The 22,277-nt window shown below is 70.5% G+C and carries 21 protein-coding genes and 1 pseudogene; 8 read left to right on the top strand and 14 right to left on the bottom strand.

Going from position 1 to position 22,277, the window contains the following annotated elements:
* Positions 1-156: 156 nt before the first annotated feature.
* Both ACFY9S_RS21375 and ACFY9S_RS21370 read right to left on the bottom strand, forming a co-directional pair.
* Complete coding sequence (locus ACFY9S_RS21375) at positions 157-1,326, bottom strand: family 2 encapsulin nanocompartment cargo protein polyprenyl transferase (RefSeq protein ID WP_391130850.1); 1,170 nt, start codon at positions 1,324-1,326, stop codon at positions 157-159.
* Positions 1,327-1,437: 111 nt separating this feature from the next.
* Positions 1,438-2,844, bottom strand: coding sequence for a family 2B encapsulin nanocompartment shell protein (locus tag ACFY9S_RS21370; RefSeq protein ID WP_391130847.1), 1,407 nt, complete (start codon positions 2,842-2,844; stop codon positions 1,438-1,440).
* Positions 2,845-3,100: 256 nt separating this feature from the next.
* Here ACFY9S_RS21370 and ACFY9S_RS21365 point away from each other — a divergent pair, with 256 nt between their 5' ends.
* A complete protein-coding gene (locus ACFY9S_RS21365) occupies positions 3,101-4,009 on the top strand; it encodes a pyridoxal-phosphate dependent enzyme (protein ID WP_391130843.1) in 909 nt (302 codons plus the stop codon).
* Positions 4,010-4,046: 37 nt separating this feature from the next.
* On the opposite strand, the gene ACFY9S_RS21360 is transcribed toward ACFY9S_RS21365, so the two are convergent.
* On the bottom strand, positions 4,047-5,645 hold the full coding sequence (locus ACFY9S_RS21360) for a Na+/H+ antiporter (RefSeq protein WP_391130841.1): 1,599 nt from the start codon (positions 5,643-5,645) through the stop codon (positions 4,047-4,049).
* A 62-nt stretch (positions 5,646-5,707) separates the two neighbouring features.
* Between ACFY9S_RS21360 and ACFY9S_RS21355 the strand changes: the two genes are divergently transcribed.
* The 3 genes from ACFY9S_RS21355 (at position 5,708) to ACFY9S_RS21345 (ending at position 7,796) form a co-directional block, all read left to right on the top strand.
* Positions 5,708-5,968: a UBP-type zinc finger domain-containing protein gene (locus tag ACFY9S_RS21355; protein WP_053672413.1), complete on the top strand. Its 261-nt coding sequence runs from the start codon at positions 5,708-5,710 to the stop codon at positions 5,966-5,968.
* A gap of 260 nt (positions 5,969-6,228) precedes the next feature.
* Positions 6,229-6,642 carry a hypothetical protein gene (locus tag ACFY9S_RS21350; RefSeq protein WP_003992877.1) on the top strand — a complete coding sequence of 138 codons (414 nt, stop codon included), beginning with the start codon at positions 6,229-6,231 and terminating at the stop codon, positions 6,640-6,642.
* 17 nt (positions 6,643-6,659) lie between these two features.
* Positions 6,660-7,796 (top strand): SigB/SigF/SigG family RNA polymerase sigma factor, encoded by a 1,137-nt coding sequence (locus tag ACFY9S_RS21345; RefSeq protein WP_391130838.1) that lies wholly within the window; start codon positions 6,660-6,662, stop codon positions 7,794-7,796.
* A 3-nt stretch (positions 7,797-7,799) separates the two neighbouring features.
* Here the strand turns inward: ACFY9S_RS21345 and ACFY9S_RS21340 are convergent, their stop codons facing one another.
* Complete coding sequence (locus tag ACFY9S_RS21340) at positions 7,800-8,249, bottom strand: hypothetical protein (protein ID WP_391130835.1); 450 nt, start codon at positions 8,247-8,249, stop codon at positions 7,800-7,802.
* A gap of 115 nt (positions 8,250-8,364) precedes the next feature.
* Between ACFY9S_RS21340 and ACFY9S_RS21335 the strand changes: the two genes are divergently transcribed.
* Complete coding sequence (locus ACFY9S_RS21335; RefSeq protein ID WP_391130833.1) at positions 8,365-9,333, top strand: diacylglycerol kinase family protein; 969 nt, start codon at positions 8,365-8,367, stop codon at positions 9,331-9,333.
* Between the two features lie 322 nt (positions 9,334-9,655).
* Positions 9,656-9,913 carry a WhiB family transcriptional regulator gene (locus ACFY9S_RS21330; RefSeq protein ID WP_003992873.1) on the top strand — a complete coding sequence of 86 codons (258 nt, stop codon included), beginning with the start codon at positions 9,656-9,658 and terminating at the stop codon, positions 9,911-9,913.
* Between the two features lie 235 nt (positions 9,914-10,148).
* Here ACFY9S_RS21330 and ACFY9S_RS21325 read toward each other — a convergent pair whose 3' ends face one another.
* Both ACFY9S_RS21325 and ACFY9S_RS21320 read right to left on the bottom strand, forming a co-directional pair.
* Positions 10,149-11,615 carry a histidine kinase N-terminal domain-containing protein gene (locus tag ACFY9S_RS21325; RefSeq protein ID WP_391131183.1) on the bottom strand — a complete coding sequence of 489 codons (1,467 nt, stop codon included), beginning with the start codon at positions 11,613-11,615 and terminating at the stop codon, positions 10,149-10,151.
* Positions 11,616-11,965: 350 nt separating this feature from the next.
* Positions 11,966-12,655 carry a TetR family transcriptional regulator gene (locus ACFY9S_RS21320; protein WP_391130830.1) on the bottom strand — a complete coding sequence of 230 codons (690 nt, stop codon included), beginning with the start codon at positions 12,653-12,655 and terminating at the stop codon, positions 11,966-11,968.
* A 94-nt stretch (positions 12,656-12,749) separates the two neighbouring features.
* On the opposite strand from ACFY9S_RS21320, the gene ACFY9S_RS21315 reads away from it, so the two are divergent.
* Positions 12,750-13,502: an SDR family oxidoreductase gene (locus tag ACFY9S_RS21315; protein ID WP_391130827.1), complete on the top strand. Its 753-nt coding sequence runs from the start codon at positions 12,750-12,752 to the stop codon at positions 13,500-13,502.
* 340 nt (positions 13,503-13,842) lie between these two features.
* Here the strand turns inward: ACFY9S_RS21315 and ACFY9S_RS21310 are convergent, their stop codons facing one another.
* Entirely contained in the window at positions 13,843-14,916 is a 1,074-nt protein-coding gene (locus tag ACFY9S_RS21310; RefSeq protein WP_391130825.1) for an SIS domain-containing protein, read from the bottom strand.
* Between the two features lie 281 nt (positions 14,917-15,197).
* Between ACFY9S_RS21310 and nagB the strand changes: the two genes are divergently transcribed.
* Positions 15,198-15,983: a glucosamine-6-phosphate deaminase gene (nagB, locus tag ACFY9S_RS21305; RefSeq protein WP_391130822.1), complete on the top strand. Its 786-nt coding sequence runs from the start codon at positions 15,198-15,200 to the stop codon at positions 15,981-15,983.
* A gap of 61 nt (positions 15,984-16,044) precedes the next feature.
* Here the strand turns inward: nagB and ACFY9S_RS21300 are convergent, their stop codons facing one another.
* From ACFY9S_RS21300 to ACFY9S_RS21270, 7 genes and pseudogenes are all read right to left on the bottom strand, one after another.
* Positions 16,045-16,590 (bottom strand): hypothetical protein, encoded by a 546-nt coding sequence (locus ACFY9S_RS21300; RefSeq protein ID WP_391130819.1) that lies wholly within the window; start codon positions 16,588-16,590, stop codon positions 16,045-16,047.
* Entirely contained in the window at positions 16,587-16,835 is a 249-nt protein-coding gene (locus ACFY9S_RS21295) for a helix-turn-helix transcriptional regulator (RefSeq protein ID WP_102908814.1), read from the bottom strand. The genes ACFY9S_RS21300 and ACFY9S_RS21295 overlap by 4 nt, the downstream gene beginning before the upstream one ends.
* A gap of 148 nt (positions 16,836-16,983) precedes the next feature.
* A pseudogene (locus ACFY9S_RS21290) lies at positions 16,984-17,181 on the bottom strand (DUF899 family protein); the annotation flags it as partial.
* Positions 17,182-17,337: 156 nt separating this feature from the next.
* On the bottom strand, positions 17,338-18,876 hold the full coding sequence (locus ACFY9S_RS21285; protein ID WP_391130816.1) for a glycoside hydrolase family 3 N-terminal domain-containing protein: 1,539 nt from the start codon (positions 18,874-18,876) through the stop codon (positions 17,338-17,340).
* Between the two features lie 9 nt (positions 18,877-18,885).
* Entirely contained in the window at positions 18,886-19,728 is an 843-nt protein-coding gene (locus ACFY9S_RS21280) for an ABC transporter permease subunit (RefSeq protein WP_391130813.1), read from the bottom strand.
* Positions 19,725-20,714 carry an ABC transporter permease subunit gene (locus tag ACFY9S_RS21275; protein ID WP_391130810.1) on the bottom strand — a complete coding sequence of 330 codons (990 nt, stop codon included), beginning with the start codon at positions 20,712-20,714 and terminating at the stop codon, positions 19,725-19,727. The genes ACFY9S_RS21280 and ACFY9S_RS21275 overlap by 4 nt, the downstream gene beginning before the upstream one ends.
* Positions 20,715-20,785: 71 nt before the next feature.
* Complete coding sequence (locus ACFY9S_RS21270; protein WP_391130807.1) at positions 20,786-22,066, bottom strand: extracellular solute-binding protein; 1,281 nt, start codon at positions 22,064-22,066, stop codon at positions 20,786-20,788.
* Positions 22,067-22,277: the final 211 nt, after the last annotated feature.

The following is a 22,277-nucleotide window of genomic DNA, read 5'->3' as shown; positions in this document are numbered from 1 at the left end:
GGCCACCCGAAAGGGCGTCGCCTGTGCGGGCGGTCTGCAGCCGTTACCGACGGACCGCTCACTGCTGCGGGCCATCCAATGCTGCGGCCGGTCAACGCTGTGGCCGGTCGACGCTGCGGCCGGTCAACCGCTGCGGCCCGTCGACGCTGTGGCCCGTCAACCGCTGCGCCGTGTCACGAACTCGGCGAGGGCCAGCAGGCCGCCCGCCGCCTCCGGGTCCGGCACCGCCCGGGCCAACTGCTGCATCGCCCGGGCCATCCGGTCGGCCGCCTGGCCCTGCGCCCAGTCACGGCCCCCCGCGCGCTCCACGGCCAGGGCGATGTCGTCGAGGTCCTCCTGCCCGCTGGTCCGTGCGTACAGTTCGGCGAGTTCGGCCGCCGCCGGTGTGCCGGAAGTGAAGGCCGCCACCACCGGCAGCGACTTCTTCCGGGCGGCCAGATCGGCACCGGCGGGCTTGCCGGTGCGGCGCGGGTCACCCCATATGCCGATGACGTCGTCGATGAGCTGGAAGGCGAGCCCCGCCTCCCTGCCGAACGCGTCCAGCGCCGCCACTTCCTCGTCAGAGGCACCCGCGTACAGCCCTCCGATCGCGCACGCGCTCCCGATCAGAGCGCCCGTCTTGGCCTCCGCCATCGCGAGCACCTCGTCGAGCGTGACCTCTCCGGGGGCACACCGCTCCATCGCCGTGTCCGCGTGCTGGCCCGCGCACAGTTCCACCACGCAGTCCGCGAGCCGGGCGGCGGCGGCCCGGGACGCCGGGTGCGGATCCTGAGCGAGCAGCCGCAGGGCCAGCGCCTGCAGGGTGTCCCCGGCGAGGATGGCGTCGGCGTCGCCGAACACGGTCCACGCGGTGGGGCGGTGGCGGCGTGTGGTGTCCCGGTCCATCACGTCGTCGTGCAGCAGCGTGAAGTTGTGCACCAACTCCACCGCTGCGGCCGCCCGAGCCGCCCCCGCGCGCGCCTTCTGCCCGCCGAGTGCGGCCGCCGCGGCGAGGACCAGGGCGGGCCGTATCGCCTTGCCGGACCCCCCGTCCGCCGGGGTGCCGTCGGCCTGCTCCCAGCCGAAGTGGTGGAGCGCGACCCGGCGCATCGGCGCGGGCAGCGAGCCGAGCGCGGCCCGCAGCACCGGGTCGACCTCCGCCCGGGCCCGCTTCAGCAGCATGACCGACTCGTGCTCTTCGGCCGGCCCCCGCTCGCCGTCCCTCTGTGTCCCGATGCCCCCCTGCCCCTCCGGAGCCCCGGCCGACCGCCCGGGTTCGGCGCGACGCTGCCCAGCGTGGGCGGGCAGCGTCGTCCCCTCCCCGGACCGCGTGAGGGACTCACCCATGGGACCGCCTCGGAGGATGAGCGGACGGTGGCGCTTCCGCTGCCGCTGGGCTCGTACCCCGAGGATGTACCCGCCCCGACGGGCGGGGACACGGCCGGCGTGCCGGGAGCGTCACCGCCAGCGGCCGATCTCGACGTTCTCCAGAACCCCGAGCGCGTCGGGTACCAGGACCGCGGCCGAGTAGTAGGCCGTGACCAGGTACTTGATGATGGCCTGTTCATTGATGCCCATGAAGCGGACCGACAGGCTCGGCTCGATCTCGTCAGGGATGCCGGAAGCACGCAGACCGATGACACCCTGATCGGCCTCGCCGGTACGCAGGGCGATGATGGACGTCGTACGGGCGTCCGAGACCGGGATCTTGTTGCACGGGAAGATCGGCACACCGCGCCAGGTCGGGATGCGGTTGCCGGCCATGTCGATGGTCTCGGGGACCAGCCCACGGTTGTTGAGCTCGCGGCCGAACGCGGCGATGGCGCGCGGGTGGGCGAGGAGCATCTTGGTGCCGCGGCGCCTGCTGAGCAGCTCGTCCAGGTCGTCCGGCCCGGGCACGCCGTCGTGCGGCTGGATGCGCTGGTCGTACTCGCAGTTGTGCAGCAGACCGAAGTCGCGGTTGTTGATGAGCTCGTGCTCCTGGCGCTCCTTCAGCGCCTCGACCGTCAGCCGGATCTGCTGCTCGGTCTGGTTCATGGGCTGGTTGTAGAGGTCGGCCACGCGCGTGTGGATGCGCAGCACGGTCTGGGCGACGCTCAGCTCGTACTCACGGGGCCGGGCCTCGTAGTCGACGAAGGTGTGCGGGATGTCCGGCTCGCCGGAGTGGCCGGAGGAGAGGTCGATCTCCTTCTCGCCGTACTTGTTGGAGCGCTGCGAGGGGATGGAGCGGAGCTGCCGGAGGTGTTCGCGCAGGGTGTCCGAGCGCTCCGCGATCTGCTCGAACTCCTGGCGGGGCAGCACGAGCACGGTGCACGCGGTGAGGGCGCGGGCTGTGTACTCCCAGATCGCGTCCTCGTTCAGCAGCGCGTCGTCGCCGAAGTAGGCACCGTCGGCGAGGACTCCGAGGGACTCGTCCTCCCCGTACGGTCCCGTGCCGACCTTCTCCACCCTGCCGTGCGCCAGGAGGTACACCTCCTCGGACGGGCCGCCGAACGAGGCGATGACATCGCCCGCCGGGATCTCCCGCTGCTCGCAGCGGCGGGCGATCTCGAAGAGCACCTCCTCGTCGTCGTACGACCGCAGCGCCGGCAGTTCGCCCAGCTCGGCGGGGATGATCTCGACGCGGTCGCCGGTCTTCACGAACGTCAGCCGGCCGTCGCCCACGGCGAACGTCAGCCGCCGGTTCACCCGGTACGTACCACCCTGGATGTCGACCCACGGCAGCATCCGCAGCAGCCAGCGGGAACTGATCTCCTGCATCTGTGGCACGGACTTGGTCGTGGTGGCCAGGTTCCGCGCGGCCGCCGTGCCGAGACTCTGCTGCGGCTTGGTCTGCTCCGTGCGGACCTCTTCGCCTACCGACATAGAGAACTGCCCTCCCGGTTGTGACCGACGCCCATACGCCCCGGGCATCGATGTGCACGAGCAAGCCTTCCTCACTCGGCGTCGCGGTGCTATTACACGAAAGAGCGGGAATGGATCTTTGCGTCGCTGGGCAGAGGGGGCCCGTCACGGCGTCGGAAGACACCCGCGTCCGCACGCCGGATCGGGTGCCCGTCCCCAGAACTTGGCGTCAGTACCCGAGCCCCCTCCCCCACGCTTTCCGGGTGACAATGGCCCGGTGACCAGCCCCGACACTCCCGGACCCGCCGCGCTGCGCCCCCGTCTTCCCTCGCCGTTGCAGGAGGTCGTGGACGGCCGGTTCGAGCGCCGGGGCGTGCGGCTGCTGCTGAAGCGGGACGATCTGATCCATCCGGAGCTGATCGGCAACAAGTGGCGCAAGCTCGCGCCGAACGTGGCAGCGGCGGCCGGCCGGACCATCGTCACCTTCGGCGGAGCCTGGTCCAACCATCTGCGCGCGACGGCCGCGGCCGGCCGGCTGCTCGGCATCCCCACGATCGGTGTCGTACGCGGCGACGAGTTGGCCGGCCGGCCCCTCAACCCCTCCCTGGCCCGCTGCACGGCCGACGGGATGCGGCTGCACTTCGTCGACAGGTCGACGTACCGCCGCAAGTCCGAGCCGCCCGCCCTGGCCGGCATCCTGCGCGCGGCGGACGCCGAGGAGGCCTACGTCGTCCCCGAGGGCGGCAGCAACGCCGAGGCGGTGCGGGGCTGCCGGGCGCTCGGCGCCGAACTGCGCGGGCGCGTCGAGGCCGTCGCCGTGGCCTGCGGCACCGGCGGAACGCTCGCGGGGCTGGCCGCCGGTCTCGCTCCCGGCCAGCGCGCCCTGGGCGTGCCGGTACTCGCGGGTGGCTTCCTGACCGCCGAGACGGAAGCGCTGCAGCATGAGGCCTTCGGTGGCCGGCGCGGCACCTGGAGCCTGGACGACCGTTTCCCTTTCGGCGGCTACGCGCGCGTGCCCGCCGAGCTCGACGCCTTCGCTGCGGACTTCGAGCAGCGGCACGGCCTGCCCGTCGAACGCCTGTATGTCGCCAAGCTGCTGTACGGGCTGGTCACCCTGGCCGGTGAAGGCGCCTTCCCGCGTGGGACGGCGGTGGCGGCCGTGGTCACCGGCCGCCCCTTCTCCTGAGGTGTCGCTGCCTTCCCCCTGAGGTACCGCACCCTCGTCACGCCGCCTCCCGGAAGGCCGCCGCCTCCTCCAGGTCCAGTCTGCGCAGCAGGGTCCGCAGCATCTCGTCGTCGATGTGGCGGCCGTCCCGGAGCTTGACGAACACCTCGCGCTCGGCGCTGATCATCTCCCTCGCCAGCCGCCGGTAGGTGTCGTCGACGGACTCCCCGCTGATCGGATTGGCCTGCCCGAGTCGCTCCCAGACGGCGTTGCGGCGCCGCTCCAGGACGATGCGCAGCCGGTCGGCGAGCGGGGCGGGCAGGGCGTTGCGCTCGTCGGTGAGGAGCTCGTCCAGGCGCCGTTCGGCGGCCCGGGAGGCCTGCGCCTGGGCGTTGGCCTCGGCGAGCGTCTCGGTCTGCGCGTCCCGCCCGGGGAACTTCAGCAGCCGGATCAGCGGGGGCAGTGTCAGGCCCTGCACGACCAGGGTCCCGATGACCGTCGTGAACGTCAGGAAGAGGATGAGGTTGCGCTGTGGGAAGGGCTCTTCGCCGTCGTGCATGGTGAGCGGGATCGAGAAGGCGATGGCCAGTGAGACCACGCCCCGCATCCCGGCCCACGCGACGATGAACGGCCCCTTCCAGCTCGGGTTCTGCTCCCGTTCCCGCACCCGTGCCGACAGCAGCCGCGGCAGGAAGGTGGCCGGGTACACCCAGACGAACCGGGCCGCTACTACGACCAGGAAGACGGCGACCGCGTACCAGGCCGCCTCGACGCCCTCGTACTCCCCGAGGCCCTTCAGGACCACCGGGAGCTGCAGGCCGATCAGGGCGAACACCGCCGACTCCAGGACGAAGGCGACCATCTTCCAGACCGCCTCCTCCTGCAGGCGCGTGGCGAAATCGACCTCCCACGCGCGGTGCCCCAGGTAGAGCGCCACGACCACGACCGCGAGGACACCGGAGGCGTGCACCTGCTCGGCGGTCGCGTACGCGACGAAGGGGATCAGCAGGGAGAGCGTGTTCTGCGGCAGCGCCTCCTTCACGTGTGTGCGCAGCCAGTGGATCGGCGCCATCAGCAGCAGACCGACCACGACACCGCCGATCGCCGCGAGCAGGAACTCGCCGATGCCCCCGGCCCAGGTCGCACCCTCGCCGACGGCGGCTGCCAGGGCCACGCGGTAGGCGGTGATCGCGGTCGCGTCGTTCAGCAGGGACTCGCCCTGGAGGATCGTGGTGATGCGCGACGGCAGTCCGACCCGCCGGGCCACCGCCGTCGCCGCGACCGCGTCCGGGGGCGCCACCACCGCGCCGAACACCAGGGCCGCGGTCAGCGGCATGTCCGGCACGATCACGTACAGGGCCCAGCCGACCACGAAGGTCGCGAACAGCACGTACCCGACGGACAGCATGGCGACCGGGCGCAGCTGCGCCCGCAGGTCGAGGTAGGAGCTGTCGGTGGCGGCCGTGTGCAGCAGCGGGGGCAGGATGAGCGGCAGGACGATGTGCGGGTCGAGCGTGTAGTCGGGCACCCCGGGGACGTAGCTGACCGCCAGCCCCACGGCCACCAGCAGCAGTGGCGCCGGTACCGGGGTACGCCGCGCTGCCCCGGCGACCGCGGCACTGCCCGCCACGAGCAGCAGCAGTGGCATCACGTCCATCGTTCTCGCCCGCCCTCGGTTTTCGACGCGGTCTTCCGCCTGACCGTCGTAACCTGGCAATCATGAAACAGTGCACGCACGCCGACGCGCTGCCGCACCCCGAACCCGGCCCGCTCAGCGAGACGTGTCCGGAGTGCTTGGCGGAGGGTATGGATCCGGTGCAACTACGGCTGTGCCTCAGCTGCGGTCACGTCGGCTGCTGCGACTCCTCGCCGGGACGGCACGCGGCGGAGCATCATAAGGAGTCCGGTCACCCCGTGATGCGGACCCACGAACCCGGAGAAACCTGGCGCTGGTGCTTCGTCGACCATGTCCTGGTGTGACACGACAGGACCCCGGCGCCGGACGGTTCAGCCGTCTGACGTCTGGGTACGTCAACCCGGCGCGCGCTCTTCCCATTTGGGCCCGCCCGACCCCTAGACACGGAGCGTATCCACAGGTTTACTGTGAGTGACGACAAGGGGTTGGGGTCCCGGGGACAGGACCGTCAAGAGCGCGATAGCGTCACCGCTGAACCACGTATCGCGTTACCCCGGGGGGCGACCCTCGGCCCTGAAACGCTTGTACCACCATGGAGGTGAGGGTGTCCCAGATCGCAGGCGAGCCCGCGACCCAGGACTTCGTGGAAGTCCGGCTGCCGGCCGCGGGGGCCTACCTGTCGGTGCTGCGTACGGCCACGGCCGGTCTCGCGGCCCGTTTGGACTTCACCCTCGACGAGATCGAGGACTTGCGCATCGCCGTGGACGAGGCCTGCGCGATCCTGCTTCAGCAGGCCGTGCCCGGCTCGGTGCTCAGCTGTGTCTTCCGCCTCGTCGACGACTCACTCGAGGTCACCGTCTCGGCGCCCACCACGGATGGCCATGCCCCGTCGCGGGACACCTTCGCCTGGACGGTCCTGTCCGCCCTCGCGGGCAAGGTCTCTTCCGCCGTGGACAAGGACAAAACCGTTTCGATCAGCCTCTACAAACAGCGCGGCGCGGGACCCGGGCCGGCGTGAGGAGCGAGGACGGGCCGGTGCGGGACGAAGAGCGCGGCACACGAGAGCTGCCGGCCGGGGGCACGGGCACGAGCGGCCCGAGCGGTGCCCGGCGCATGGCGGACGGCATCGACGGCATCCCCGAGCAGGCCCGCCCGCACCCCGAGGACGACTCCACGGAGGCCGTCCTCCCGGGCGGCGGGCGGCCTGACCGGGACGGCGCCGTGCGGAGCGCGCCTCCGGGCGGAGGGATCGCCGCATCCCCGGCCCAGGGGGGTCCCGCCACTCGCGAGGAGTCGAGAGTGGCGGAGGAGGCGAGGGCTCGGGGAAGGGCGACGGGCGGGACGATGAGCGAGCACGAGCGAGACTCCGAGGATCAGGCGCCGCGCACACACCACGCACCAGGTGCGCAGCACCGCTCTCCGGACCGCAGCGGTGCGCGCGAGCTGTTCCTCAAGCTGCGCACCCTGAGCAGCGGCAGCCCCGAGTACGCGGAGCTGCGCAACCAGCTGGTCCGGATGCATCTGCCGCTCGTGGAGCATCTCGCGCGCCGCTTCCGCAACCGCGGGGAGCCGCTGGACGACCTCACCCAGGTCGCCACCATCGGCCTCATCAAGTCGGTCGACCGATTCGACCCGGACCGCGGCGTGGAGTTCTCGACGTACGCGACCCCGACGGTCGTCGGCGAGATCAAGCGGCACTTCCGCGACAAGGGCTGGGCTGTGCGCGTCCCGCGTCGGCTGCAGGAGCTGCGCCTGGCGCTGACCACGGCCACGGCCGAGCTCTCGCAGCTGCACGGCCGCTCTCCCACGGTTCACGAGCTCGCAGAGAAGCTGGCGATTTCGGAGGAGGAGGTCCTGGAGGGCCTGGAGTCCGCCAACGCGTACTCCACGCTGTCCCTGGACGTCCCCGACACCGACGACGAGTCTCCGGCGGTCGCGGACACCCTCGGCGCGGAGGACGAGGCGCTGGAGGGCGTGGAGTACCGGGAGTCCCTCAAGCCGCTGCTGGAGGATCTCCCGCCGCGTGAGAAGCGGATTCTGCTGCTGCGGTTCTTCGGCAACATGACCCAGTCGCAGATCGCGCAGGAAGTCGGCATCTCGCAGATGCACGTCTCCCGGCTGCTGGCGCGCACGCTGGCTCAGCTGCGGGAGAAGCTCCTCGTCGAGGAGTGACGCCTACTTCTCCAGATTGCCGGGGTTGCCGGGCCCGCGGATCCCGAGGGCCCGGGTCGTCTCGGGGTTCACCAGCAGGACGAGCGATGCGACGGCCACGACGGCGAGGGCGATCCCGGCCGGGATGGCCATGCTGTCGGCTTGCAGCAGGTTGTAGGCCACCGGCAGCGCCAAGAGCTGGGTGATCACGGCCGGGCCGCGGCTCCAGCTGCGGCGGCCGAGCAGCCCGCGCGCGGCGAGCAGTGGCAGCAGCGCGAGCACGACCAGCGTGATACCTCCGGTCACGGCCTGCTGCCGGTCGTCCGGATGGCCCGTGAGACCGAGGACGAGGATCCAGACGCCTCCGACGACCAGCGCGAGTCCCTCCAGTGCGGCCAGCAGCGCGGCGTACATCAGACGCCGGGGGCGGGGGCCGGGATTTGTCTCGGTGATGGGGGTCTGCTCACTGCTCACCCCTGAAGAGTAGCCCCCGTCGTACACGCCTCTGGGGCGCGGTTCACCTCCGCTCTCTTACCTGATCACTACCTCGGTATGGGCCCGGTACCACCCAGTAGGTACGCTGCCAGTCATGCGTGCACTTCTCGTGGTCAATCCGGCGGCAACCACTACGAGCGCGCGCACACGCGACGTACTGATCCATGCGCTCGCCAGCGAGATGAAGCTGGAGGCGGTCACCACCGAGTACCGCGGTCACGCTCGCGACCTGGGCCGGCAGGCGGCGGACAGCGACGACATCGATCTGGTGGTGGCCCTCGGCGGCGACGGCACGGTCAACGAGGTGGTCAACGGCCTGCTGCACGCCGGCCCCGCCCCGGAGCAGCTGCCTGGCCTCGCCGTGGTCCCGGGCGGCTCCACCAACGTCTTCGCCCGCGCCCTGGGGCTGCCCAACGACGCCGTGGAGGCCACCGGCGCGCTGCTGGACGCCCTGCGCGACGGCAGCGAACGGACCGTCGGCCTCGGGCTGGCCTCGGGCACGCCGGGCACGGAGGACGAGGCGGTGCCGTCCCGGTGGTTCACTTTCAACGCCGGGCTCGGCTTCGACGCCGGTGTGGTGGGTCGTGTGGAGCAGCATCGCGAGCGCGGGCGGAAATCCACACACGCTCTCTACGTACGCCAGGTCGTACGCCAGCTCCTCGGCGAACCGAACCGCCGCAACGGGACGATCACACTGGAGCGGGCCGGCGAGGATCCGGTCACCGATCTGGTGCTGTCCATAGTCTCGAACACCTCACCGTGGACGTTTCTGGGGAATCGCCCGATCTACGCGGCGCCTAAAGCCTCGTTCGATACCGGCCTCGATCTCTTCGGTCTCAGCCGTCTGTCCACCGCGGCTGTTGCCCGGTATGGCACCCAGTTGCTCACTTCGTCCCCCGAGCGTGGACCCCATGGCAAGCACGCCACCTCTCTGCACGACTTGACAGAGTTCACCTTGCATTCGAAGGTCCCCCTCCCCCTCCAGATGGACGGCGACCACCTGGGGCTGCGAACAAGCGTGACGTTCACAGGCGTACGCCGTGCACTGCGTGTGATTGTGTGAGCAGAACTGGCTAAAGTCCTTTCACTCGAACGTTTAGGCCAGGATCCACCCCATGGAAGTACGGCTGTGACCTAGTCGACACCGAAGAATCAAAAAAAACTTTCCAGAAGGGGTTGTATCCGCCGCTGAGGTTTGCGAGTCTCTACGTGGCGATCGAGACGGCCCGCAACACCGGCCTCCACTGATCACCAGAACCCCTCTTCAACTCACAGGACCTTCGCCGGGGAACCTGGCAGTCGGCCCTTCACTTGTTGAGGGATTCGTGAAAGCGTTCACATTCACAAGCAAGCCCTGCACGTAATACCAAGGAGAGGTAGCAGCCATGGACTGGCGTCACAACGCCGTTTGCCGCGAGGAAGACCCCGAGCTCTTCTTCCCCATCGGCAACACCGGTCCTGCGCTGCTGCAGATCGAGGAAGCCAAGGCCGTCTGCCGTCGCTGCCCGGTGATCGAGCAGTGTCTGCAGTGGGCGCTCGAGTCCGGCCAGGACTCCGGCGTCTGGGGTGGTCTCAGCGAGGACGAGCGCCGCGCCATGAAGCGCCGCGCCGCCCGCAACCGGGCTCGTCAGGCCTCCGCCTGACAACCCACCCCTGCTGACAGCCTGAGCTTGGCGGCGCGTGTGCCTGTCGGCATTACTTCGTTGACAGCGAGTACGCATCTCCCGCCCCCGAGCCGCAGCGCGCAGTTCCCCCGATGCGCTTAGTTAAGCAGCAACGAGCTTTAGCCCCGGGCCACTTGGTGGCCCGGGGCTCATTGCTTTCCGGCCCCTGGGGCAGGGCTTCGGGTCCCGCTGCTTATGCGGCGCACCGACCCTGCTACTTCTGTGACCGCACCGGAATGTCGAGGATCACACGGGTGCCACGCTCCGGGGCCGGCACCATGTCGAAGGTGCCGCCCAACTCCCCCTCCACCAGGGTCCGCACGATCTGCAGGCCGAGATTTCCGGCGGTGTGCGGATCGAACCCTTCCGGCAGGCCGACCCCGTCGTCCTGGACCGTGACCAGCAGTCGGGCCTCCTTGTTCGTGCCGCCGCGGACCGCCGAGACCTCGACCCTGCCGGTGTCACCCTCGCTGAAACCGTGCTCCAGCGCGTTCTGCAGCACCTCGGTCAGCACCATCGAAAGCGGCGTGGCGACCTCGGCGTCGAGAATGCCGAAGCGGCCGGTGCGCCGGCCTGCGACCTTGCCCGGGGAGATCTCCGCGACCATGGCCAGCACGCGGTCGGCGATGTCGTCGAACTCCACCCGCTCGTCCAGGTTCTGGGAGAGCGTCTCGTGCACGATCGCAATCGATCCGACGCGCCGCACCGCCTCTTCGAGGGCCTCGCGCCCGCGGTCGGACTCGATGCGCCGGGCCTGCAGACGGAGCAGCGCCGCCACCGTCTGGAGGTTGTTCTTGACGCGGTGGTGGATCTCCCGGATCGTCGCGTCCTTGGTGATCAACTCACGCTCTCGCCGACGCAGTTCGGTGACGTCACGGAGCAGGACGAGGGAACCGATGCGGGTGCCCTTCGGTTTGAGCGGGATCGCCCGGAACTGGATGACCCCGTCGCTGGCCTCGATCTCGAACTCGCGCGGCGCCCAGCCGCTGGCGACCTTGGCGAGCGCCTCGTCCACCGGGCCCCGGGTGGGGGCGAGTTCGGCGGTGGTCCTTCCCAGATGCTGGCCGACGAGGTCGGAGGCGAGGCCGAGCCGATGGTAGGCGGACAGGGCGTTCGGGGAGGCGTACTGGACGATGGCGTCGGCGTCGAGCCGGATCAGGCCGTCGCCCACGCGGGGCGAGGCGTCCATGTCGAGCTGCTGGTTCGCGAACGGGAAGGACCCGGCCGCGATCATCTGTGCGAGGTCGGAGGCGCTCTGCAGATAGGTGAGCTCCAGGCGGCTCGGGGTGCGCACGGTGAGGAGGTTGGTGTTGCGTGCGATGACCCCGAGGACACGCCCCTCCCGCCGTACGGGGATCGACTCGACCCGGACGGGGACCTCCTCGCGCCACTCCGGGTCGCCCTCGCGCACGATGCGGCCTTCGTCGAGGGCTACATCCAGCATCGGCCGGCGGCCGCGCGGGACGAGGTGGCCCACCATGTCGTCCTGGTACGAGGTCGGACCGGTGTTGGGGCGCATCTGGGCGACCGAGATGTACCGGGTGCCGTCGCTGGTGGGGACCCACAGGACCAGGTCGGCGAAGGAGAGGTCGGAGAGCAGCTGCCACTCCGACACCAGCAGGTGCAGCCACTCGAGATCGGTGTCGTCGAGGGCGGTGTGCTGGCGTACGAGTTCGTTCATGGAGGGCACGTGTGCGAGCGTACCCGGGGGTTCGTACGGCCCTGAAACACCCGCGGGCCGCGGCGCCTGAGAGGGACCCTCAACCCTCCCGGCACCGCAGCCCGGAGCAGCATCGGCCGTGGGGTGTGCGGTCCCGGTCGGCCGAGGATGAGGAGCCGGGGCAGTCAGGGCAGAGAGCCTCGGTTCCTCGGTCCGCCTTCCTGTGCGGGGAAGACGGAGGCTGGTGCGCGTGCACACGCGCTCTCGCTACGCCTTGTGGACTAGACCACTTATGGGTGTCCATGCGTTGGAGGCTGTTCGTTGTTGTCATTTCCGCGACACGTCGGACGCACTGTCGTCCGGCAGGCAGCCTAACCCGTGTGGGTTCCTGTGCGGGGCCAGATGGAGAGGGCAATTTCCGCGACCGCCTCCAGTTCCTCCCGGCTCGCCCCGTCGCGCGCCTGTTGCGACATCCCCTGGATCATCGCTCCGGCGTGCCGGGCCAGGGCGGCGGCGTCGGTGGCCGGCGGCAGCACACCGGCGGCGACATCGGCCCGGATACGGCTCTCGATCGCGGCGATGTTGGCGTTGCGGCGGTCCCGCAGCGACTTCTCCACCTCGGGGGTCGAGCAGTTCGTCGCGGCGTGAACGACCAGGCAGCCGTGCGGGTGGCCGGGTTCCGTGTACGCGGTGGCGGCCTCGCGCAGGGCGCGCTCGACGGCGGCCCGCGCCGTGGGCTCCTCGGCGAGGGCGCGGTCGGTGAAGGATCCGTGCCTCGTGCCGTACATGCGGACGACCTCTTCGAAGAGGGACCGCTTGTCGCCGAAGGCCGCGTACAGGCTGGGGGCCCCGATGTCCATGACGCGGGTGAGGTCGGAAACGGACGTGGCCTCGTAGCCGTGCTCCCAAAAGGCGAGGAGGGCCTTCTCCAGGGCGGTCTCGCGATCGAAGGAGCGGGGGCGGCCGCGGGACTTGGTCCTGGCCTTGCCACCTCGAGCGGCTCCCGCACTGTCGGTGTCAGGCCCGGTCGAGGCCTTGGCGGTTCCGTCGTCGTTCACCATGGGGTGCATTTTATAGCGGGCACTAGAGAAATGACGGACGGCTGATGTACGGTCATTTCTGTAGCGACCACTAGAAAAATGAGGGGGCGCCGCCATGGGCGTGCTCACGGGCAGGACGGCACTCGTCACGGGGGCGAGCAGGGGCATCGGGCGAGGAATCGCCGAGCGGCTGGGGCGCGACGGCGCTCGGGTCGCGGTGCACTACGGCAGGAACGAGACGGCGGCGAAGGAGACGGTCGCGGCGATCGAAAGGGCCGGGGGCTCGGCGTTCGCGGTGGGCGTGGAGCTGGGGGTACCGGGGGACGCCCTGGCACTGTGGGAGCAATTCGACCGGCACGCGGACGGGCTGGACATCCTGGTCAACAACGCGGCGATCGGCAACACCCGGCCGATCGGGAAGTTGGAGGAGTGGGAGTATGACGAGGCCTTCGCGGTGAACGTGAAGGCGCCGTTCTTCATCCTCAAGCACGGCCTGACCCGCCTGCGGGACGGCGGCCGGATCGTCAACATCTCGTCGGGGCTGGCCCGGACGGCGGTGATGCCGGACAACGTGGCGTACGCGATGACCAAGGGCGCGCTGGACGTCTTCTCGCGCGACCTGTCCAAGGTGCTGGGGAGCCGGGGCATCACGGTGAACTCGGTGGCCCCGGGGATCATCGACACGGACAACACGGCGGCACTGCTCCACGGCAGCCCCGACGGCTGGGCGAAGGCCGCGGCGATATCGGCGCTGGGCGGCGTGGGCGAGCCCGCCGAGGTCGCCGACGTGGTGGCGTTCCTGGTGTCGGACGGGGGGCGATGGGTGACGGGGAGCTGGGTGGATGTGACAGGGGGTTCGCTCACATAGCCAGCCCTTTACGGGCGGGCAGGGGGTAGGGGCTGCCGAGGCCAGGTCGAGCGCTGTGGAAGCGGTGACCAGGCGGTGGGATGCGCTGTGGAAGCGGTGACACGGCGGTGGGATGCGCTGCGGACGCGACGCCCAGCCGGGAAGTCACGCACGCCCAGCCGGGAAGGCACGCACGCCACGCCGTGGAGGCACGCCCTCCCATGCCATGGAGGCACGCACGCCATACCGCCGTGGAGGCCAAGGCGGCCGAAGGAGACGGTGTCTCTGACGGCCGGACCACGGCCGCCGCTCACCCAGCCGCCACCCTGCCGCCCGCGCTGACGCCCGTAGCTCCCCGGCCTCAGCGAGTCTCCGTCACCTTCGCCAGCGCCCGGGGCGCGTCCGGGTCCTGGCCACGGGCGACGGTGACCTCGTAGGCCAGGAGCTGGAGCGGGATGATCTCCAGCATGGGCTGGACCTCCTCGGCCACATCGTCCGTGGGCAGGACGAAGCCGGCCGATGCCTGCTCCACCTGATGCCTGGGGCCGATGACGACGAGGTCGGCGCCGCGGCCGCGCAACCGGTCCAGGACGGGCTGGAGCGCTTCGCCGCCCTTGCCGTCGGTGACCACGGCGATGACCGGGGAGACGTTGTCGACCATGGCGAGCGGTCCGTGCAGCAGGTCCGCGCCGGAGTAGGAGAGGGCGGGGATGTAGCTGGTCTCCATCAGCTTGAGGGCGGCCTCCTTGGCCGTGGGGTAGCCGTAGCCGCGGGACGTGATCACCATGCGCTCGGCGAAGCGGTATCGGGCGGCGAGGGTGCGCACCTCGTCCTGCCGGGCGAGCAACTGCGCGGCGAGATCCGGCAGTATCTGCGCAGGCGCGCCGTCGCCGCCGCGCAGGCCCTCGACGAAGAGATAGAGAGCGAGAAGGGAGGCGGTGTAGGTCTTGGTCGCGGGGAGCGCCTTCTCCGGCCCGGCCATGATGTCGATGTGGTACTCGGAGACGCCGGCGAGCGGTGAGTCCGCGTTGTTGGTGACGGCCAGCGTGATCGCGCCGGCCTCCCGGGCGGCCCGGGTGGAGGCGACCAGGTCCGGGGAGCCGCCGGACTGGCTGACGGTGACGACGAGGACGTCGGTGAGGTCGGGCCGGGCGCCGTAGGCCGTGGTGGTGGACATCGAGGTGAGCCCGCAGGGCAGGCCGAGCCGGATCTCCAGGAGGTACTTGGCGTACAGGGCGGCGTTGTCGGAGGTGCCGCGGGCGGTCAGCAGTACGAAGCGGGGCGCGCGGGCGGCGATCCGCCGGGCGACGTCCTGGATGGCGGGGGCACCCTCGGACAGGATCCGGCGCATGACGGCGGGTTGCTCCGCCATCTCACGGGCCATGGTCCGGCCCGGGAGCTCGCTGACGGGGTCCGGTGTGGCGGCGGCGGTCATGGCGGGTCCTTCCAGGGGCGGGCCGGGCGACTGCAGACCCCATTCCACTCCCCCGGGCCGGGCAGCGCCCACCAGGAGGGCCTCGAATCGGCATATCCGCTCCTTTCGCGGATCGGTGGTTCACCCCCCGCCGACCTGGTCGGCACGCCGACCTTGGCCGCGTGGGAGCGGCGGTTCTCACCCTGGGACGGACGGGACCGCTCTGTTAGATTGGTCTAAACCACACGACCCCTCCGGGTCCGGTCCCAGTTGAGCATTCCTCCCAGATCGGCAGGCCCAGCGTGGAAGTTGTCATCGTTCCGGACGCCAAGGCGGGCGGCGAGCTCATCGCCGAGGCCATGGCCAAGCTGCTTGGCCGCAGGCCCGGCGCCCTGCTGGGCGTGGCCACCGGCTCGACGCCGCTGCCCGTGTACGAGGCGCTGGCGGCGCAGGTCCGCTCGGGTGCCGTGGACGTCCGGCGGGCGAGGATCGCGCAGCTCGACGAGTATGTGGGGCTGCCCGCCGATCACCCGGAGTCCTACCGCTCGGTGCTGCGGCGCGAGGTGCTGGAGCCGCTGGGGATCGGGATGGACCAGTTCACAGGACCGGACGGCACGGCGGAGGACGTGCAGGGGGCGTGCGAGGCGTATGACAAGGCACTGTCGGACGCCGGGGGTGTGGACCTTCAGCTGCTCGGGATCGGGACCGACGGGCACATAGGGTTCAACGAGCCGTGCTCGTCACTGGCTTCGCGGACACGGATCAAGACGCTGACCGAGCAGACCCGCATCGACAACGCGCGCTTCTTCGGCGGTGACATCGACCAGGTGCCGCATCACGTGATCACGCAGGGCATCGGCACCATCCTGGAGGCCCGGCATCTGGTGCTGCTCGCCACTGGCGAGGGCAAGGCGGACGCGGTCGCGGCGACGGTGGAAGGGCCGATCGCCGCGGTGTGCCCCGCGTCCGCGCTCCAGCTCCACCCGCATGCGACCGTCGTCGTGGACGAGGCCGCCGCATCGAAGCTGAAGCTGGCGGACTACTTCCGGCACACCTATGCCAACAAGCCGGAGTGGCAGGGAATCTGAGACCTCCGGCCGGACCGGGCAGTGCAGTCGCTCCCCTGCGGCCCGCCCCGAGCAACGGGCGTCAGCGGCCCAGGGCGCTGGGCTCCATTACGTCGTCGTCGGCCGGCTCGTCCTGGGCGAGCCAGCCGGCCACCCACAGGGGCATCACCCAGTGGACGACGAGGACGGCGATGAGCAGGGGTGCCGCATAGGCCTTCGGGGCGTCTCCGGCGGCCCCGCCGGTGATCAGCAGGGAGACGGCCGTTGCCGCGAGGAGCAGCGTCGTCACACGGTGGGCCCGGGCCAGGACGCGGCTGCGATCAGCCGACTGGCGCTCGTCCAGCGCGCGTTCGCGCAGTTCCAGCAGGCCGCGGGTGGCGCCGTTGATCACGCCGGTCGCGACCATCCAGGGCAACAGCAGCACCGCCATCACGGCCACCGTCCACAGCGGCTCGCCCTCGGCGAGGAACATGTGGGTCATCAGACCGCCGAGGGCCAGGGTGAGGGTGACATGGGCGGCGACGGCCAGGCGGCGGCGTGCTGCCGTGGCGTACCAGGCCGCTGCGCGGCGGTCGTTCATCAGCCGCAGCATGCTCCGGTCGTAACGGGTCAGGCGTGTCGTCGTCATGGCTGTTTCCTCCCGTAGAGCTCGTCCGTGAGCGGCCGGAACGGTTCGAGGGAGAACAGTGCCTCGACCGGCAGACCGAAGAACTTCGCGATCTTCAGCGCCAGGTCGAGGCTCGGGTTGTACTGCCCCCGCTCGATGTAGCCGATGGTCTGGTAGTGGGCTCCCACTGCCTCGGCCAGGCTCTGGCGCGACACCTTGTGTTCGGCGCGCACCACGGCCAGCCTGTTGTGCACCTGCTCGCTCATGTATAAGAAGTACTACATTCGGAGGCATGTTTACAACCACAGTCTGGTTGTCGCCGCTGTGGGCGAGGCCGGGTCCGTGGTGGTGACCCTGCCGGCCGAGGCTCTCCACAGGGTCGCGCCGGGGGTGCGGGTCCGCTGCGCTACGGGGCGGCCGGTCGGGTCCGACGACCTCGGCGGTGCCGTCGGGCACCATCGGGAGCCGGCGGCGGGCCGCGGTCAGGGCGTCGCCCTCGCGGATGTGGGCCTTCTCGCGGACCAGCAACTCGTCGGCCTGCCGGGTGGCCCGGTCCACCACGGGCGGTCTGCCGGGTGGCGCGGTGGTGGGGTCGTCCGGGGTGGTCGTCAGGGCGTCCTCCGTGAGTCCTCCGTGAGTCCCGTGCCGGGCGGCGTCCCGCGACGCCGTTGCGGCGGTCGAGGGAGGTGACTTGGCCCGGGCCGGACCTCATCGGCGCGAAGAGGGTGCCCGCGAGGGGGTTCGCGAAGTCCCGTCCGGACCGCGCTGTCACATGCCCGTGTTCCCGGCGATCACCTCGGCCGCCGCCCGGCCGCAGACGCGGCCCGCGCCGTGGGTGGCGATGTGCAGGGCGCCCCGCGGCGCGGCCTGCGGGACGCCCATCTCGACGACGACGGTGTCGGGCCGGGCGGCCAGCAGGACGTCGAGGGCGGAGGCCATCCAGGGGTGGCGGTGTTCGTCGCGGACGACTGCCACGATGCGGCGCGGTCCGGCGGCCTGGAGGGCCGCGCGGGCGGCGCTTTCCCCGGCCTCGCTCTCCGGGCCGTCTCCGGCGGAGAAGCCGCCGGTCACGGTGCCGGGCAGGAGGTGGATGAGCTCGGCGGCGACGCCCCACGGGGTCTCGTCGCCGACCGCGATGTTGGCGACGGGGGTGAGGGCGGCGACGTAGGGCGGTTCGGTGAGGGGTTTGAAGGCCGTGGGGTCGCCGAGGCCGGGCGCGGCCGTCACGGTGAGGGCGCGGCGGGCGGCGTGCAGGCCGATCCCGGTGCCGTGGGTGTCCTCGGCCGGGTGGCCCGCCGTGCTCGCCCAGCGGGCCAGTGCCCGTACGCGGTCGGCGGCGTCGGAGAGGCGTTCCTCCGGGAGTTCGCCCGCGCGTACGGCCGAGACCAGGGCGTCCCGCAGGCGCAGTACGGTCGCGTCGTCGGCGAGGCCGCCGCCCACGCAGATGGCGTCGGCACCGGCGGCGATGGCGAGGACGCTGCCGCGTTCGATGCCGTAGGTGCCGGCGATGGCACGCATTTCCATGCCGTCGGTGACGATGAGGCCGTCGTAGCCGAGTTCCTCGCGGAGCAGGCCGGTGAGGATGCGGCGGGAGAGGGTGGCCGGGCGCTCGGGGTCGAGGGCCGGGACCAGGAGGTGTGCGCTCATGACGGCCCGGGTGCCCGCGGCGATGGCGGCGCGGAAAGGGGCCAGTTCGCGCTCGCCCAGCAGCTCGGCGGAGACGTCGATGCGGGGCAGGGCGTGGTGGGAGTCGACGGCCGTGTCGCCGTGGCCCGGGAAATGCTTGGTGCAGGCGGCGACCCCGGCGGACTGCAGACCCGTCACGTAGGCGGCGGTGTGACGGGCGGCCAGGCCCGTGTCGGCGCCGAAGGAGCGGACGCCGATGACCGGGTTGCGCGGGTCGGAGTTGACGTCGGCGGACGGGGCCCAGTTGAGGTTGACGCCGCAGGCGGCGAGGCGGCGGCCCAGTTCGTGGGCGACCTGCTGGGTCAGCTCCACGTCGTCGACCGCGCCGAGGGCGTGGTTGCCCGGGAAGGAGGAGCCGCTGCGCACCTCCAGGCGGGTCACGTCGCCGCCCTCCTCGTCGATGGCGACGAGGACGTCGTCGCGCTCGGCCCGCAGCTGGGCGGTCAGGGCGGCCAGTTGGCCGGGGGAGGTGATGTTGCGGCCGAACAGTCCGACGGAGGCGAGGCCCTCACCGAGGCGGCGCAGCAGCCAGTCGGGGGCGGTGGTGCCGGTGAAGCCGGGCTGGAGGACCGTCAGGGCGTCGCGGGTGAGTGTGTCGGTGCCGCTGGTGAGTGTCGTCATCGGGTGAGGTCATCCCTTCACGGCGCCCGCGGTCAGGCCCGCGGCCATCTTGCGCTGGACGAGGAGGAAGAGGGCGACGATCGGCACGGCCATCATCGTGGCTCCGGCCATCATCGGGGCGTATTCGGTGCCGTGCTTGGTGGTGAAGTTGCCGAGCCAGACGGTCGCGGTCTGGTTCTTCTGACTGAGGAGCATCAGGGCGTAGAGGTACTCGTTCCAGGCCTGGATGAAACCGTAGACCGAGGTGGCGACCATGCCGGGGGCGAGGAGTGGGAAGACGACCCGGAGGAAGGCGCCGGTGCGGGAGCAGCCGTCGACCATGGCCGCTTCCTCGAGTTCCTTCGGGATGTTGACGATGAAGCCCCGCAGCGTCCACACCGTGAACGGCAGGATGAAGGTCAGGTACGTGATGATGAGGCCGGTGAGGCGGTCGTACTGGCCCAGGTCGTTGAGCAGCAGGAACACCGGGATGATCATGGCGACCAGCGGGACCATCTGGACCGCGAGGATGCCCACGATCACGATCTTGCGTCCGCGGAAGGCGAACCGGGAGATGGCGAGCGCTGCCAGCAGCCCGACCACCATGCCGATGACGACCACCGCCAGCGACACCACCATGCTGCGTCCGACCGGACCCCAGAAGTCGGAGATGTCCAGTGCCCGGCCGAAGTTGTCGAGGGTGATGCCGGTCGGCAGCAGGCTGGGGTCCGCGTCGATGGCGTCCTTGGCGGGCTTGAACGCGGTGTTGAGCATCCAGTAGAGCGGGAAGCCGGCGGTGACGAAGACCAGGAGGCCCAGGAGGTTCCAGCCCAGCCGCGACCTGCGGCGGCCGGCTCCGGCGAGCGTACTCATTCGACCTCTCCGATCTTCAGCATCTGCCGCATGTAGACGGCGACCACGCCGAGCAGCAGCAGGACGGTGATCAGCGCGATGGCCGAGCCCTGGGCGTAGTCGTTGACGACGAAGGCCCGGTCGTAGGAGTAGGTGTTGAGGACCTGGAACTCCGGCTCGGGGTGGCCGCCCCGCATGACGAACACCTGCGGGAAGACGCCCATGTCCCAGATGACCGACAGGGTCGTGAGCATCACGATGATCGGCTTGAGGACGGGCAGGGTGACATAGCGGAAGACGCCCCAGGAGCCGGCGCCGTCCAGGCGGGCGGCCTCCTCCAACTCCTTCGGGACCTGGGTGAGGCCGGCGCTGAGCGTGATGACCACGAAGGGCACGGCTCCCCAGACCACCAGCAGCATGATCACGGCGAGACCCTCGGGCCCGCTGGCGAACCAGTTGTGGCCGACCATGTCGACCCCGGGCAGCTTGCTCAGCAGCGCGTTGAAGACGCCGTAGTCCGAGTCGAAGAGCCACTTGAAGACGGTGGTCGCGACGATCACCGGCATGCCCCAGCCGGCCACCAGCACGATGTTGATGAGCACCTTCAGCCAGCCCGAGACCCGCTGGAGCAGCAGGGCGAGCGCCATGCCGATCACCATCGTGAGGACGACGGCGCCGCCCGCGAAGACGATGGTGCGCAGGACGACGGCCCAGAACTCGCCGTCGCCGAGCACCTTGGCGAAGTTGTCGAAGCCGACCGACTCGGCCGGCTGGAAGCCCCACAGCTGGGACTGCCCGAACTTCTGGAAGGACAGGGTGACCAGGCGGGCCAGCGGATAGCCCATGACCAGGGCGAGGATCAGCAGGCAGGGCGCGAGCAGCAGCCAGGGGACCGCGGCCCCGCCCGACGTGCGCGGCCCGCGGGGCCGCCGGTTGTCGGGGGGTGGCGGGGGTGCCTGCCGCGGTGGCGGCACTTTGGCAGGGATGTGGGTGTCTGCGGCACTCATCGCGCGCTCCTCGGCGGTCCCTCAGGTCTTGACGACGGCTGGGCCCCACCGGGTGGGGCCCAGCCCGAAGGTCACTTGGTGTTGATGACCTTGTCGATCGCGGCGTCCGCCTCCTCGGCGGCGGCCTCGACGGACTTCTTGCCGGTGCCGATGCTCTGCAGCATGGTCTGCAGGATCTGCGCCTTCTCGACCTGGCCCCAGCCGGGGGCCATCGGGACGAACCAGTTGGACTCGGCCGCGGTGGCGGGGACGGCCGTCTTCGGGTCGTTCTTGAGGGTGGCGAGGTCCGTCTTGTTGTTGGGCAGGTTGCCCTTGGCCATCAGGCCCTTCTGCCCGGAGGCGCCGGTGAAGGCGTTGATCCACTCGGCGGCCAGCGCCTGGGCGTCGGACTTCACGGGCACGGCGAGGTCGGAGCCGCCCAGGAAGACGGGCATGTTCTTGCCGGACGGGCCGGGCATCACGAAGTTCTCGAGGTTGCCCTTGAGTTTGCCGGTCTTGTCGTTCTTCGGGTCCTCGGCGGTCGCGCCCTCCCAGGCCGCGGCGAAGATCATGGACGACTTGCCCTGCCCGTAGACGATGTAGCGGTCGGATTCGTCCTTGGTCTTGTCGCCGTGCATGTACGTGTCGACGACGTTCTTGAACTCCTTCAGGCCCTTGAGGGACTCGGGCGAGGAGAGGGAGGCCTTCCACCGGCCGCCCGACTCGGTGGCGATGGCGCCGCCGGCGTCGTAGACGAAGGACATGGCCGCGTACCAGTCGCGGGTGGGCTGGTACCACGCGTTGTACTTGTCGCCCTGCTTCTTCTGGATCTTGTCCAGGGCGTCGGTCAGTTCCTGGTACGTCTTCGGCGTGGACTTCACCCCGACCGACGCCGCCACGTCCTTGCGCCAGTTGGCGACGCGGCCGCCGGCGTAGTACGGCACGCCGTAGGTCTTGCCCTCGTAGGTGACCGAGGCCTTGAGCCCGTCCAGCCAGGCGTCGGAGTTGTCGAATGCCGCCTGGTCGAGGGGGGCGAAGGCGCCCTTGACCATGTAGCCGAGCATCTCGGTGTTGCCCATCTCGACCACGTCGGGGGCCTTGTCCGTGGCGAGGACGGCGTCGAGCTTGGCGTTCTTGTCGGGCCAGCCGTAGTACTCGTGTTCGATCTTGAGGCCGGGGTGCTTCTTCTTCACCGCGGCGTCGGCGGCCTTCACCAGCTCGGGCCAGTTGTTCTGGGCGTCGACGGTGAGCCAGACGGTCAGCTCCTTGGCGTCCGCGCCCTTGCCGGAACCCCCGTCGCCGTCGCCCCCGCACGCCGCGATGGAGACCACCATGCCCGCGATACCGATCGCGGATATCAGCTTGCGCTTCACGCCACCCTCCTCAGGGATCCCACAACCCCCCTGGCTCCCCGCAGTGAACGTGGGGCCGGGCCTGGACCAATGGTGTAGACCAGTACGGGGAGCTTGGACCAGACCACGAAGCCTGTCAAGGCTCCCGATACCGCCCTGACCAGCCGTTATGCGACCTACATATGCAAGAACCTTTAAGTAAGAACCCAGCGAAAACCCCGGTGGACACGGC

The sequence above is a fragment of the Streptomyces sp. NPDC012474 genome (genome assembly GCF_042955185.1).
Taxonomy (GTDB): domain Bacteria; phylum Actinomycetota; class Actinomycetes; order Streptomycetales; family Streptomycetaceae; genus Streptomyces; species Streptomyces cahuitamycinicus.
The sequence above is the reverse complement of the archived record's forward strand: the minus strand, read 5'-3'. Positions and strand labels throughout refer to the sequence as shown.